Origin of the sequence: Streptomyces sp. NBC_01546, from assembly GCF_045208355.1 — a bacterium.
In the GTDB taxonomy this organism is placed as follows: domain Bacteria; phylum Actinomycetota; class Actinomycetes; order Streptomycetales; family Streptomycetaceae; genus Streptomyces.
This window is the reverse complement of the sequence record NZ_CP109379.1, coordinates 792,435-805,686: the sequence shown is the minus strand read 5'-3', so window position 1 is coordinate 805,686 and position 13,252 is coordinate 792,435. Positions and strand designations below refer to the sequence as shown.

The window sequence follows — 13,252 nt, the reverse complement described above, 5'->3', positions numbered from 1 at the left end:
TGGGGGAGAGCGGGCGGATTCAGCGAACCAGCAGCGCCGCGCGCCCGCATCTCGAACCGTCACCGAGCGTGACCCGTCCGGACGTCCGGGCGCGCCGCGCCCCGCCGACGGGCTTAGGCTCGGATCCGAGAAGGGGATGGTGTTCATGTGTCGCTGGCTCGCCTACTCGGGTTCTCCCCTGCTGCTCGACGCGGTGCTCTACCGTCCTGAGCACTCGCTCATCAACCAGAGCCTCAACGCGCGGATGGGCGTCGAGTCGACCAACGGTGACGGGTTCGGCATCGGCTGGTACAGCGCGGACGGCAGCGGTGACGGCACGCCCGCCGTCTTCCGGGACATCGCACCGGCCTGGAACAACCGCAACCTGCGGGAGCTGGCCGGGCACGTCCGCTCTCCGCTGTTCTTCGCGCACGTCCGCGCCTCCACCGGATCGGCGATCCAGCAGACCAACTGCCACCCCTTCCGGCACGGGCGGTGGCTGTGGATGCACAACGGGGCGATCACGGACTTCCAGCGGCTGCAGCGGGATCTCTGCATGGCCGTGGACCCGGCCCTCTTCCCGTGCATCGAAGGCTCGACCGACTCCGAGGTGATGTTCTACCTGGCGGTGACCTACGGCCTCGACCAGGACGTGCCGGGCGCCGTGGCGCGGATGGTCGGCCTGGTGGAGCGGCTCGGCAAGGAGCACGGAGTGGTCGACCCGCTCCAGATGACGGTCGCGGTCAGCGACGGGGAGCGCGTCTGGGCGTTCCGCTACTCGAGCCAGGGGCAGTCCAGGTCGCTGTTCTACAGCAGCGCGGCCGAGACCGTCCGGCACCTCCACCCCGAGCTGCCCTTCCTCGGGAAGGTGTCCGACTCGACGCGGCTGGTGGTCTCCGAGCCCCTCGGTGACCTTCCCGGCGTGTGGAACGAACTGCCCGAGGGCAGCTACGCGATGATCCCCGCCACCCCCGGGCTGGACTATCTGCCCTTCGTGCCCGAACTCTAGGGACCGTCCGCCGCTATGCCGTGTCCGCCGCCAGGGTGGTCGTCAGGGTGAAGAGGGCCCCGTCCGGATCGCGGAGCGCCACCCACCGCTCGAGCGCGTTCGACGTGATGTCCGAGACGGTACGCCCGCCCAGCGCCACGGCGGCCTCGATGGCGGGCCGGAGTTTCGGGACGCGGAAGTGGACGTGCCAGCGCGGGCGGGTGTGCGGGGAGTAGGAGGCCAGCTCGACCGGGCCGCTGTTGAGGCGGGCCACGGGCTCGCCGCCCTGCCTCAGGACGACCTGGTCCTCCTCGTACGAGACCTCGCAGCAGCCGGCGCGGCCGGTGGCCCACTCCAGCACCGCCCCGTAGAAGATCGCCGCGTCGAAGGCGTTCCTGGTACGCAGCTCCAGCCAGGCCGGAGCCGGGCCCTTGCCCACGCGCCAGTGGGCGGAGACGGCGCCCTGCCAGATACCGAAGACGGCGCCGTCGGGGTCGGCGACGAGCGCCGCGCGGCCACCGGTGGCGAAGGAGACCGGCCCGACCGCGATGGTGCCGGTGCGCTCCCGGATGCGGTCCACCGCCACATCGGCGTCGTCCACGGCGAAGTACGGGGTCCAGGCCACCGCGACCCCCAGGTCGGAGGCGAGCGCTCCGATGCCCGCCACCGGCACGCCGTCCAGTTCGGCGACCGAGAACGCGTCGCCGAGACGGGCCCGCCGGAAGGTCCAGCCCGCGACCGCACCGTAGAAGCGCTGCGCCATGCCGAGGTCGCGGGCCATCAGGCTCACCCAGCACGGGGCGCCGAAGACCTCCTTGGTCGAAATCTCCACCGCTCGCTCCGTCCCTCGTGGGCCCCGGCCCTGGACCTGGCCACACGGTCCCATTCTCGTCCCTTTCGGGAGGATCTTCCCGGCCGACGGGACGGATGCCGTCAGCATGCCGTCACTACCAGTGAGCGGCGGGCGGCGATAGCCTCTGATGCGGACGCCACCCGCAGGCTCGGAAGGCAGGTCTCCCATGGCGCGTTCCCAGGTCCCCGTGATCGATCTCGAGCCGTGGCGGTCGGGCGGACCCGACGCCCGGGCACGTACGGCGGCCCGCGTCGACGAGGCCCTGCGGGCCGCCGGATTCCTGCTGGTGACCGGGCACGGCGTGGATCCCGCGCTGCCCGCCCGGATCAGGGCGGCCGCGCGCGAGTTCTTCCTGCTGCCGGCCCCCGCGAAGGCGCCGTACGCGGTCACGGTCGGCGGCCGCGGCTGGCTCGGCCCCGGCGCCGAGGCCAACAGCTACGCGGAAGGCACGGCTTCGCCGCCCGACCTGAAGGAGTCGTGGTCCTGGGCGGCGGAGGACCCCACCGGGGTGCCCGCCGTGGACGCCGAGTGGTTCCGCCCCAACGCGTGGCCCGCGGAGGTGCCCTCGCTGCGGCCGCTGGTGACCGAGTACCTGAGCCTGATGCGGGCCCTCTCCGATGAGCTGCTGCGATTGCTGGCCACCGCCCTCGGCCTCGCCGAGGACCACTTCACCCGCCACACCTCCCATCCCACCTGGGGGTTCAACCTCAACTGGTACCCGGGGACCGAGGTCGTCGGAGCCCCGCTGCCCGGCCAGTTCCGCATCGGGGCCCACACCGACTTCGGTACGGTCACGGTCCTCGACCGGCAGCACGGCGCGGGCGGGCTCCAGATCCACACCGACGCCGACGGCTGGCAGGACGCCCCGTACGACCCGGCCGCGCTCACCGTGAACATCGGCGACCTGATGGCCCGTTGGACCGGTGACCGCTGGCGCGCGGGCCGCCACCGCGTACTGCCGCCGCCGGCCGACGCACCGGACGAGGAGCTGATCTCACTGGTCTACTTCTACGAATGCGACGCGCACACCCGGGTGGAATCCCTGCCCGCGCCCGTCGGGCGTGTGGTGCACGACCCGGTCGACTCCCACGCCTACCTGCGGGAGAAGCTCCGCGCCATCAGCTTCACCGACGGGAGTACTACTTCAGGGTGATCCCGGAACCCGACCCCGGTGGGACGGCACCTCCTCCTGTGAGCTGACGATCCGGCAGGTCGATCTCAGTAGCTTCGGACGCATGAACCGACGCCGATCCGCCTCCGCCGCAGTCTTACTCGCCCTCCTCCTGCCGCTTCCCCTCGCCGCCGCCGGCACGTCGGTTGCCGCCGATGCCCCGTCCGCGGCCGAGAGCCGCCGCGCCGCGGTGGAACTCCCGCGCCCCACCGGCCGTTTCTCCGTCGGGCAGGAGACGCTCCACCTCGTGGACCGCAGCCGCACGGACCCGTGGGCGCAGTCCGGGCCGCGCGAGCTGATGGTGACCATGCGCTATCCGGCGCAGCGCGGCACCGGCGGTCCCGTGCACTACCTCACGAGCGAGGAAGCCCGGCTGCTGCTGGTCGACCGGGGGCTGGACAAGGCGATCCCGGTCGAGACGCTGGCCGGCACGGCCGCGCACTCCCGGTCCAACGCCCGGCCCGTAGCCGGACGGTACCCGCTGATCGTCCTCTCCCCGGGCTACACCGTCCACCGCGCCACCCTCACCGCGCTCGCCGAGGACCTGGCCTCCCGCGGGTACGTGGTCGCCGCGGTCGACCACGCGTACGAGAGCGTGGGCACCGCGTTCCCCGGCGGGCGGGTGCTGGAGTGCCTGGCCTGCGACAAGACCGAAGAGGGGGGCACCCCCATGAAGGCGGTCAGCGACAACCGCGGCCGCGACGTGTCCTTCCTGCTGGACCGCCTCACCGGGCGCCACCCCGCCTGGCGGCACGCCGGCCTCATCGACCAGAGCCGCATCGCCATGGCGGGCCACTCCATCGGCGGAGCCTCCGCGGTCGCCGCGATGGCGACCGACCCCAGGATCCGTGCCGGGGTGAACATGGACGGCGGCCTGCACACACCGGTCCCCGAGGCCGGGCTCGGCGGGCGCCCCTTCATGCTGCTCGGGGAGCAGAAGAGCGGCCCCGGCGGCATGCCGTCCTGGGACCACGACTGGCCCCTGCTCGACGGCTGGAAGCGGTGGATCACCTTCGCGGACTCCGGCCACTTCACGTTCAGCGACTTCCCGGCGATCGCCGAGCAGCTGGGCCTCCCCGATCCCGAGGCCCCGCTGCCCGGCACCCGCTCGGTCGAGCTGACCCGGCGCTACGTCGGCGCCTTCTTCGACCAGCACCTCAAGGGCAAGCCGCAGCCCCTCCTGGACGGTCCGGCCCCCGACGCGCCGGAGGTCAGGTTCCACACCCCCTGACCGCCGCTCAGACCACCGTCACCGGGTGGCGCACGACCGCGTCGAACAGGTAGCCCTGCGTGTTGTGGGGGCTCGTCGCGGGCTGCGTACGCCCGGTGGCGTCGGTCGCCCGGGCCAGCAGCGCGGTGGCGCCCGTGGCCCGCGGGGTCCACGGCAGCGACCAGCGCACCCAGCTGCCCCGGCGCGGCGCGTCGTGCAGCCGGGCCCACTGCCAGCGGACACCGCCGTCGGTGCTGACCTCCACCCGCTCCACGGGGGCTGCGGCCGACCAGGAACGCCCGGTCAGCAGCCGCGTCCGGTGCACCGGCACGGTCGCCCCCAGCTCGAGCTCGAAGGCGCTCTTGAGGGTCTGCCGGCCCATCGGGGCCCCCTCCGCCCCATAGCCGGGCCCGAACAGCCGGTAGGTGTCGGTGTTCCACGGCGAGTACAGCGGCGCGCCGCTGACCTCGATGTCCCCGACCCACTTGATCGAGGAGATCCCGATCCAGTCCGGTACGACGAGGCGGACCGGGCCGCCGTGGTCGGGCGGCAGCGGCTCCCCGTTCATCTCGTACGCGAGCAGTACGTCGTCCAGCGCCTTGGAGACCGGCAGCGGGCGCCGCACCCGCCCCAGGTTCACCCCGCCCGTGACCACCTCGTCGTCCAGTCCCCGCGGCAGGACGTCGACGGCGCCGCGCGTCACGCCCGCCAGCCGCAGCACGTCCGACAGCCGCGCGCCGCGCCAGCGCGCGACGCCGATCGCGCCCAGGGTCCAGGGGGTGCCGGTGACCGGCTGGCCCTGCTGTGTGGCGTAGAAGTTCCTGCCGTTGCCCGCGCACTCGATGAACAGCGTCCGCTGGACCGCCGGCAGCTCGCGCAGCCGGTCGTACGAGAACTCCACCGGGCCGCCCGCCAGGCCGTCGCCCCACACCGAGAGCTTCCATCCGTCCGCCTCGATCCGCGGGGTGGTGGTGTGGTTCCGCACGAAGAACCGGTCGACGGGGGTGAGCGGCCCGGTGCCGCGCAGGGCCGCGAAGTTCGTCTCCGCGTTCGTGCCCCGGATGGTGAACAGCTCCGGCGGCAGCGGTTTGACGGTACCGGGCACCGCGGCCGGAGCGCCGGCGGCAGCGGCCGGGCCGGCGGAGCCCAGGCCCACCGCCCCGGCGGCGGCCCCCGCCGCGAACAGCCTGAGCAGGTCGCGGCGGTCCACTCCGGCGGAGCGGGCCCGGCCGCGCGCCCACTGGCGCAGGCGGGCCCGGTCGTACCGGCTCTCGTCCGACAGGTCGTGCGGCATGCGGGGACACTCCTTGCGGGTCGCGGTTCCCGACGGACCGTAGAGGCCCGCGGCGAGCTGCCGGAAGCTACCCGCCCCGATGGCCACGAACCCGCAACACGGTGGCAATGGCCGGGACCCGATTACCGCTGGCCAGCAGTGTTCGGCAGGATGGGCCGCATGACCGAGATCATGACCCCCCGCCTCATCCTGCGCCGCTGGACCGACGACGACCTCGTCCCCCTCTCCGAGATCAACGGGGACCCGGAGGTGATGCGCTGGATCGGCGACGGCTCGGTCCGCGACCTGGAGGAGACCGCCGAGGACCTCGAGCGCTGGGAGGAGGAGTGGGACGAGGAGGGCTTCGGCCTCTTCGCCGTCGAGCTCCTCGGATCCGGCGAGCTCATCGGCGTCGTCGGCCTGTCGGTGCCCGAGTACCTGCCCGAGGTGCTCCCGGCGGTCGAGATCAGCTGGCGGCTCGGCCGCCAGTACTGGGGCCAGGGCTACGCCTCCGAGGCCGCCCACGCCACCTTGGAGTTCGCCCTCCAGGACCGGGGCCTGGACCGGGTCGTCGCCGTGAACCGGGTCGGCAACGAAGAGTCCGAGAACGTGATCCGCAAGCTGGGCATGGTCGCGGAGCGCGACGCCACGCACCCCGAGTACGGCCACCTCCTGCGGATCCACGCCATCGACCTCACCGAGTACGAGGCCTGAGCCGCCCTAGCCCGGTGCGGTTCCCGGGGCCTGGGCCGCGTGGCCCGCGCGGACCGCGGCGAGGGCCGCCGCGTGCAGGGCGGCCGGGTCGCCGTGGTGGGGCAGGGGGCTGCCGGTGAGCGTGTACCACTCGTCGGCGTCCTTGTACTGGATGCCGAAGCTGGCCAGCCCCCCGGCCACCGCCGTGGTGCGCAGGGTGACCGGGCCGGTGATGACGCCGACCTCGTCGGTCATCGCGCCGCCCGGCCCGGCGAGCACCTCGTCCTGCCACTGCTGTCCGTCGGTCATGACGTGCAGGTGTCCAGCATGGTCGTGAGCATCTTCTTCTCCGGTTCGGTGACGGTCAGGCCGTAGGCGGATTTGACGGTGGTCCAGGCCCGCCCGTACTGGCACCAGCTGGACTTGTCCGGCGGCTGCCACAGGTCGGGGCTCTGGTCGCCCTTCGACCGGTTCGAGGCGGCGGTCACGGCGAGCAGCTGGGGGTTGGCCAGATCGTTTGCGAAGGCCTTGCGCCTGGCGGCGTCCCAGCCGGCCGCGCCGGAGCGCCAGCCCTCGGCGAGGGGCACCATGTGGTCGATGTCCATCTTCGCCGCGTCGGTGACGGCCACCCCGTCGTAGAAGCTCTTCCAGTTGCCGGACACGGCCCGGCATTCGGCGTCCCGCTTCACGTCAGTGCCGTCCCGTTCGAGGACGACCTCGCGGGTGTCGCACTTGTTGGCCTGCTGCGCCCAGTGCGTGAACTTGTCCCGGCTGTACCCGGCCATCGTGCCGGCCGGCGCCACCTTCAGCGCGGCCAGCTGCGTGCGGGCCACGGCCGTGGTGACCATGCCGGGCAGTACGTCCCCGCCGGCCGGCTTGCCGCCCCCGGCCGGTGGCGCGGCGCGCGAGGCCGAGGCCTTGGGGTCCGGGCCCGGGCCCGGGCCCGAGCCCGTGCCGGGCGAGGCCGGATCGGAGCAACCGGCCAGGGTGAGCAGCAGCGAAGCCGCCAGCACCGCACCCGGCACACGTATCTGACGAACCATGGACCCCACCCCAAACCGACTCCGCGTCAATGTCCCCTGGACACTACCCAGAACCGGACAAAAAACCGACCACCCACCCTCCGGCGTGCGTTGTCAGTGGCGCTCGCTAGTCTCCCCGCATACCGCAGCTCAGGGGGGTTCCCACCCCCTGTCCGGGCTGCGCGGACAGGGCCGGGACAGGCGGAGGGACACGGGCTGATGGCATGGGTGGCAGCGGGCGAGGGGTACGAGATCGCCCTGGTGGAAGGGCGGGTGGCGGCGCGGTCCGCCACCGGCCGCTCCGCGGGGCGGCAGTTGAAGACCCTGCCCAGGGCACTGAAGGACCATCCCGAGGTGGACCGGCTGCGCCGGCTCGGCGAATGGCTCGACCGGCACGCGGCGGCGTGCGTCGCGCAGGTCGACACCTGGATGGTGTCCTCGCTGCCCGTGCCGACCGCGCTGCTCGCCCGGGTCTGGCCGGACGAGGCCTGGCAGAGCGCCCTGCGCGACCTGGCCGTCGTCGGCGACGACCCGGACGAGGTGGGCTTCCTGCGGGACGCCACCGCCTCCGGTGAGCTGAAGGTGGTCAACCTCGACGGCGAGACCGTACGGCTGTCCCCGCGCACGGTGACCCTCCCGCACCCCGTGCTGCTGCCCGACCTGGACGACGTACGGGACTTCGCGGCCGAGCTGGGCATCGTCCAGCGGGTCGAGCAGATCCACCGTGCCACCTGGCAGAAGCCGGCCGGGCTCGCCGCCACCGCCACCGAGGTGCGCGACTACGCGGGCGGGGTCTTCCCCACCCGGTTCAGCCTCGCCGCGCGGGCGACCGGCCTCGGCTACCGGGTCTCCGGCGGCTACGCCACCTGCAAGGTCCGCGACACCGGCCGGGCCTCGGAGGCGGCGGTGTGGATCGGCGAGCCCTACTACGACGAGGAAACCAGCACTGGCGCACTGACCTGGCACGACGAGGAGGGCCGGGCGGTGCGTCCGGCCGAGGTCGGACCGGTGGCCTGGTCCGAGGGGATGCGGATGGCCGCGGCACTGTACGCCGGGCGCAAGATCGAGGAGGGCGGGGACGCGTGAGCACCACCGACAACAACGGCACCGGCAGCAACAGCACCACCAACACCATCGGGAAGGACGGCGCGGCCGTGAGCGAGGCCGAACTGCTGCTCAGGGCCGGCGCGGTCCTGCCGCACGGCACCCCGGACGCGGGCCCCACCGCCGTCGATCTGACCGCACGCTCCTACCGCCACCCCGCCCTCGGCGACGACCGCGTCATCGTCCGGCTCGCCGCAGCCGAGCTCGGCGCGGCCGAGGACCTCGCCGCCGGGTTCCTGGGCCTCGTACCCGAGGAGACCGAGCCGCCCGTCGTCGGCCTCGGCCACCGCCAGGCGCTCGGCTTCCCCGAATGGGTCCTCGTCCACCACCCCGAGGACGGCCACCACGCCCTCGCCGTCGTGCCCGAACTCGACCGCATCACCCGCCAGGCCAAGACGAAGCCCAAGGCCGCCCTCGACGCCTGCCACGAACTGGCCGGCCGGCTCGCCGCCTCCGTCCCGCACTTCCTGCCGGTCTTCCACGAACAGGCGGCCCGCACCTTCCTCGCCGTGGAGAACACCACCTACGCCGCCCAGCTGTTCGGCCGCGCCCGCACCGCCGAGGCCCAGCACGGCCTGAGCGTCGACGAGGACCGCCTCGACGCCGTCTTCCTCGAATTCGCCCTGGCCGGCGCCCTGCCGGTGAAGGTCCTCACCGGCTACGGCAAGGACCTCGCCGTCCGCGTCAGCCCCGCCGAGGCCCACGAGCGCTTCCGCCGCCTGTGCGTCCGCCGCACCGCCGGCGGGCTGCCGCCCTCCGCACAGGCCGCCACCGAACTGCGCCGCCTCGCCCGCGCCGCGGGCCTGAACGGAACCGAACCCGAGCAGGACTACCTCGCCGAACTGCTGCCGCTGCCCGCCACCCTGCGCGCCGCGACCGGCTGGTGGAAGGCCCACCGCGGGGCACTCGTCGCGCTCGCCCGGCGCGTCCCCTCCGTACGCGGCACGCTCCTCGGGCTGACCCCGCCCGGCGGCGGCGACAGCGCCGAACTCACCGGCCTGTGGCTGGACATCCTGGAGGAGTCCGGCGCCACCGCCGGACTGGAATCCGAGGACCTGCCCGCAGGCCAGCGGTGCGCCGACGGCGCCGCCGGCTGGCTGGAGCGCTTCCACGCCGCCCGCCACTCGGGCTGGGGCATGCACCCCACACCCCCCGCCCTGCTCGACCTCGTCACCCGCTGCGCGGGGCAGCTGCGCGCCGAACTCGCCCGGCCCGGCCGCGAAGCGGGCCTGCGGATCGGCGTCGAGGACGCCGACCTCCTCGACCTGCTGCTCACCCTGGAGCTCCCGGTCGCCGACCCCGACCCCGAGAACAAGAAGCACCGGCACCACCAGCTGAACCTGCGCGACTGGGCCCGCGCCGACCAGCGCCGCGACCTGCTCGCCCTCGCCGCCGACCGCCGCTTCCACCCCGCCTTCGACCGCGCGCTCAACGCCCTCGGCGACGCCTCCAGCGGCACCGACATCATCCAGCGCGTCGCCGCCTCGCCCGGCGGCCGCCCGCTGCTCGCCGAGTGGATGCGCGGCGTCGCCCGCGCCTCCACCGCGGCCGGGCTCCCCGGATTCCCGGACGCCATCCGGCGGCTGGCCTGGCTGCCCGCCGAAGCCCTCGAACTCGCCCCCGAGGAGGTGGCCGCCGCGGCCGCCACCGACCTCGCCGGGATCCTCGCCCGCACCCTGCGCGGCGGCCTCTTCGAGGAACTGGCCTGGCCCGCCTGGGAGAGCGCGGTCGCCGAGCTGGCCCCCGGCCAGGACCGGCACGGCCTGACCGTCGTCGAGTCCTGGCCCTGCCTGATCGTCGCCAACCGCACCCAGGTCCGCGTCATCGACGCCGACTCCACCGTCCTCACCCACGACCTGCGCGTCCCCACCGGCTCCCACCACCGGTACGGATTCCACTACGTCGACGGTGACCTGCTGGTCTTCTGGTCCGACTGGAGCAACAACCGGACCGAGGGCTACTGGCTCTCCTCGCCCGGCACCGTCATCACCCTGGACACCGCGCGCAGCCACTGGTCGCTGCGCAGCGAGCACCTCTCCCTGGCCCTGCCCGGCGGCGGCCGCACCACCGGCGGCGGCGTCCTGCACCGCGCAGACACCAAGCTGCCGGACGAGCGGGCCATGCTGTCCGACGGCACCTCGTACTGGGTGTGGCAGCGCCGCGACGGGCACACCGCGGGCGAGGAGAGCGGCTGGCGCGAATACGACCCGGCCGGCGCGGCCCACGGCCGGCTGTCCCAGCCCGCCTTCCTCGCCGACGCGCTACGCGGCCACCCGGACGGCGCCCAGCTCCCCGCGCACACCTGCCGGCTGCACCCGGCCCCGGCCGTCGAGGGCTCCGTGTTGGGCACCCCCGCCGACGGTCTGCTCGGCTGGCGCGCCGTCCGCGTCCCCGGCCACGGCTGGCACGGGTCCGACACAGCGGGCCGCGCCGTCACCGTGCCCGAGGGACACGACATGCCCCTCGCCGCGCTCACCTTCCCCGGCGACGACCGGCCGCGCGCCCTGTCGCAGCACTGGCGCGAGCTGAGCATCACCGACCCGGAGGGCGTGGTCACCGCCCAGTCCCGCGACGACCACCGCAACGCCGCCTTCGCCACCGGCAGCGTCGACCTCCCGCCGCTCTCCCACTGGTACGCCCTGCGCCCGCGCGACCCCGAGGGATCGCTCGCCCTGCGCGCCGCCGACCGGGAGACAGTCGCCATCCTGCTCAAGGCGGCGGCCGCGGCCGACAAGATCACCGACCTGCCCGGCCTGGTGAACGCCGCGCTGCCGCAGGTCACCGCCCCCAAGCTGGTCGGCGGCATCGTGGAGGTGCTGCGCTTCACCCTCACCCAGCAGAAGTCCCTGGACGCGGTCGCCGCCCGGCTGCACCCCGGGGCGAACACCGCCGAAGAGAAGGTCCAGGGCCCCACCGACCGGCTGCTCGGCGAGGCCCTGTCCGGCCTGACCGACTCCCGCTACTACCGCTACGGCGGCGACGCCGACGCCGCGCACCGCACGCTGCGGGAGCTCGCAGCCGCCATCGCGCGGACCGACACCGCCCTGGCGCCGGGCCGCCTGCACTTCGACGTGCCCGCGCTGCCGCACTCCGTGCTCCCGTGGACCCAACTGCTCGACCAGCCCGCCGCCGTCGCCTACCGGGCCGTCACCGCCGGTGCCACCGACGAGCAGCGCGAGGCCCTCGTCGGCCTGCTGGACGCGGTCGACGCCCTGGGGCTCGGCTCGGCCGAGGGCTCCGCCGACCGCTGGCGCCGGGTCCTGCTCCACCTGGACCAGCGTCATCTGCGCACCCCCGACGGCCTGGAGCGCAGCCTGTACCACCGCTCCGTACTGCCGCTCGGCGGCGGAGCCGTCCTCGCCCTGACCGAACACAGCCAGTCCGTCCCCGACGGCCACGAGTTCGGCGCCCTGTTCCACGACCCCACCGGCCGCTTCACCGTCCCGGGCCCGTACACCGTGCGCGGCGACGCCCCGCTCGGCGATCAGGAACGAGGATCCGGCTGGCTGACCGCCTTCCTCGGCGCCGCCGCCGAGCACGGCCCGGCGCCGTTCCTCCCGGCAGCCGCCGAGGAGTTCTCCCGCCTCACCGGAGTCTCCGGCGCGCTCGCCAAGCTGGTGGTCGCGGGGCTCCCGTACGTCGACAGCTACGAGCGCAACTTCCTGCCCACGGAGCTGCGCACCGCCCTCGGTCTCAAGGCCGCCGACGCCGCGTACGCCCGCGACGAGCTCAAGAACCTCGACGCCGGGGTCCGACGGGCCGTGGTCGGCGCCCTCCTGCCCGCCGATCCGGCGCGGCTGTGGAGCGAGGGACCCGACGTAGCCGCCGCCGCGGAGGTGTGGAACGCGCGGGTGGGCCGCCGTACGCCCGTACCCGACTGGCTCGCCACCGAGGCCGCGAGCGCCGTCCGAGCCGGCTGGACCGCGCACCGGGCCCTGGGCGCCCTGCTCGACCCGGCCGCCTCGCGGGAACTCTCCGTCGACGTGGCGTGGACCGTCAGGGGCGACCACGTGGAACCCCGCGAACCGGCCACCGAGCCCTTCACCTCCGCCGTCCTGACCGGAACGCTCGCCATGGCGGCCTGGCTGGCCCACCGGCTGCCCGCCGGTGATCCCGTACGCGCCGCCCTGCCGCCCGCGCTGACCGCCGTACGGCAGCGGCTCGCCGGTCCCGAACTGCTGCTCGGCACCGGCCACTACACCAGCCTCGCCGACTTCCGGAAGGCGGCGGGCACGCCGACCGAGACCGGCGAGGGCTTCGAGCGGTACGGAGCGGTCTACATGGCCACCCATGACGACCGGCCCAAGCCCGCGCTGCGCCCGGCGCTGCTCGACTCCACCGGATCCGACCCGTACCTCGCCCTGCTGCGCGGCGACGACCAGCGGCCGTCGGGCGTCGAGGCGGCGCTGCTGGCCGCCCGCGACCCGCGCTTCGCCGCCCTGCTCGCCGATCCGGGCGCCCCGGCGGCGGGCGCCGTCGACAAGGACGGCACCTGGTGGCCGCAGGATCCCAGCCGCTCCGTCCCCGAGGTGGTGGCGCAGGCGGGCGAGGAGTACGGGCTCGGCGCCGACGCGGCCGCCCTGTACCTCATGCTGCTCGCGATGCCCGACCCCACTGACCGCAACACCGCGCGCTGGACCGGCTGGAAGCCCGCCCGCCTCAAGGCCGCCCGCGCCGAACTGGCCGCCACCGACCTGGTGGTGTCGGCCGGCCGGACCCGGGCCGGGCGCTCGCTGTTCCTGCCGGGTGGATGGTCCGAGATGGCAGCCCCCCTGCTGCCGGTGGAGCAGTGGAAGCTGCCCATGTACGGCCACCGCCTGCCGGGCCTGCTGGTTCCCGCCGAACCGGCCGCGGATCTCTACCGCCGGGCCTGGCAGCGCGTCCGCGAGGGCGACGGCCCGCGCTTCGAGGAGCTCAAGGTGAAGCGCACGCGACGACGCTGACCCCGGCGCGGCGCAC

General features: G+C 74.3%; 10 protein-coding genes. 6 read left to right on the top strand and 4 right to left on the bottom strand.

Features of this window, described 5'->3' with window-relative positions:
• Nucleotides 1-145 precede the first annotated feature (145 nt).
• A complete protein-coding gene (locus tag OHA89_RS04095; RefSeq protein ID WP_266612917.1) occupies nucleotides 146-988 on the top strand; it encodes a class II glutamine amidotransferase in 843 nt (280 codons plus the stop codon).
• A 13-nt stretch (nucleotides 989-1,001) separates the two neighbouring features.
• Here the strand turns inward: OHA89_RS04095 and OHA89_RS04090 are convergent, their stop codons facing one another.
• Nucleotides 1,002-1,748, bottom strand: coding sequence for a VOC family protein (locus OHA89_RS04090; protein WP_266615269.1), 747 nt, complete (start codon nucleotides 1,746-1,748; stop codon nucleotides 1,002-1,004).
• A 238-nt stretch (nucleotides 1,749-1,986) separates the two neighbouring features.
• Here OHA89_RS04090 and OHA89_RS04085 point away from each other — a divergent pair, with 238 nt between their 5' ends.
• Together OHA89_RS04085 and OHA89_RS04080 are read left to right on the top strand one after the other, a co-directional pair.
• On the top strand, nucleotides 1,987-2,973 hold the full coding sequence (locus OHA89_RS04085) for an isopenicillin N synthase family oxygenase (RefSeq protein ID WP_266612915.1): 987 nt from the start codon (nucleotides 1,987-1,989) through the stop codon (nucleotides 2,971-2,973).
• Between the two features lie 82 nt (nucleotides 2,974-3,055).
• The gene (locus tag OHA89_RS04080; protein ID WP_266612913.1) at nucleotides 3,056-4,222 is read left to right on the top strand and encodes an alpha/beta hydrolase; all 1,167 of its coding nucleotides are present in this window, start codon (nucleotides 3,056-3,058) and stop codon (nucleotides 4,220-4,222) included.
• A gap of 7 nt (nucleotides 4,223-4,229) precedes the next feature.
• Here OHA89_RS04080 and OHA89_RS04075 read toward each other — a convergent pair whose 3' ends face one another.
• On the bottom strand, nucleotides 4,230-5,495 hold the full coding sequence (locus tag OHA89_RS04075; protein WP_266612911.1) for a sulfite oxidase: 1,266 nt from the start codon (nucleotides 5,493-5,495) through the stop codon (nucleotides 4,230-4,232).
• 159 nt (nucleotides 5,496-5,654) lie between these two features.
• Between OHA89_RS04075 and OHA89_RS04070 the strand changes: the two genes are divergently transcribed.
• A complete protein-coding gene (locus OHA89_RS04070) occupies nucleotides 5,655-6,188 on the top strand; it encodes a GNAT family N-acetyltransferase (protein ID WP_266612910.1) in 534 nt (177 codons plus the stop codon).
• Nucleotides 6,189-6,194: 6 nt separating this feature from the next.
• Here OHA89_RS04070 and OHA89_RS04065 read toward each other — a convergent pair whose 3' ends face one another.
• A complete protein-coding gene (locus OHA89_RS04065) occupies nucleotides 6,195-6,476 on the bottom strand; it encodes a hypothetical protein (RefSeq protein WP_266612909.1) in 282 nt (93 codons plus the stop codon).
• Nucleotides 6,473-7,210: an HNH endonuclease family protein gene (locus OHA89_RS04060; protein ID WP_406365266.1), complete on the bottom strand. Its 738-nt coding sequence runs from the start codon at nucleotides 7,208-7,210 to the stop codon at nucleotides 6,473-6,475. Before OHA89_RS04060 ends, OHA89_RS04065 begins: the two co-directional genes overlap by 4 nt.
• Nucleotides 7,211-7,408: 198 nt before the next feature.
• On the opposite strand from OHA89_RS04060, the gene OHA89_RS04055 reads away from it, so the two are divergent.
• The gene (locus OHA89_RS04055; RefSeq protein ID WP_257552816.1) at nucleotides 7,409-8,275 is read left to right on the top strand and encodes a DUF4132 domain-containing protein; all 867 of its coding nucleotides are present in this window, start codon (nucleotides 7,409-7,411) and stop codon (nucleotides 8,273-8,275) included.
• A 47-nt stretch (nucleotides 8,276-8,322) separates the two neighbouring features.
• Entirely contained in the window at nucleotides 8,323-13,236 is a 4,914-nt protein-coding gene (locus tag OHA89_RS04050; protein ID WP_406368382.1) for a DNA-binding protein, read from the top strand.
• The last annotated feature ends 16 nt before the right edge of the window (nucleotides 13,237-13,252 follow it).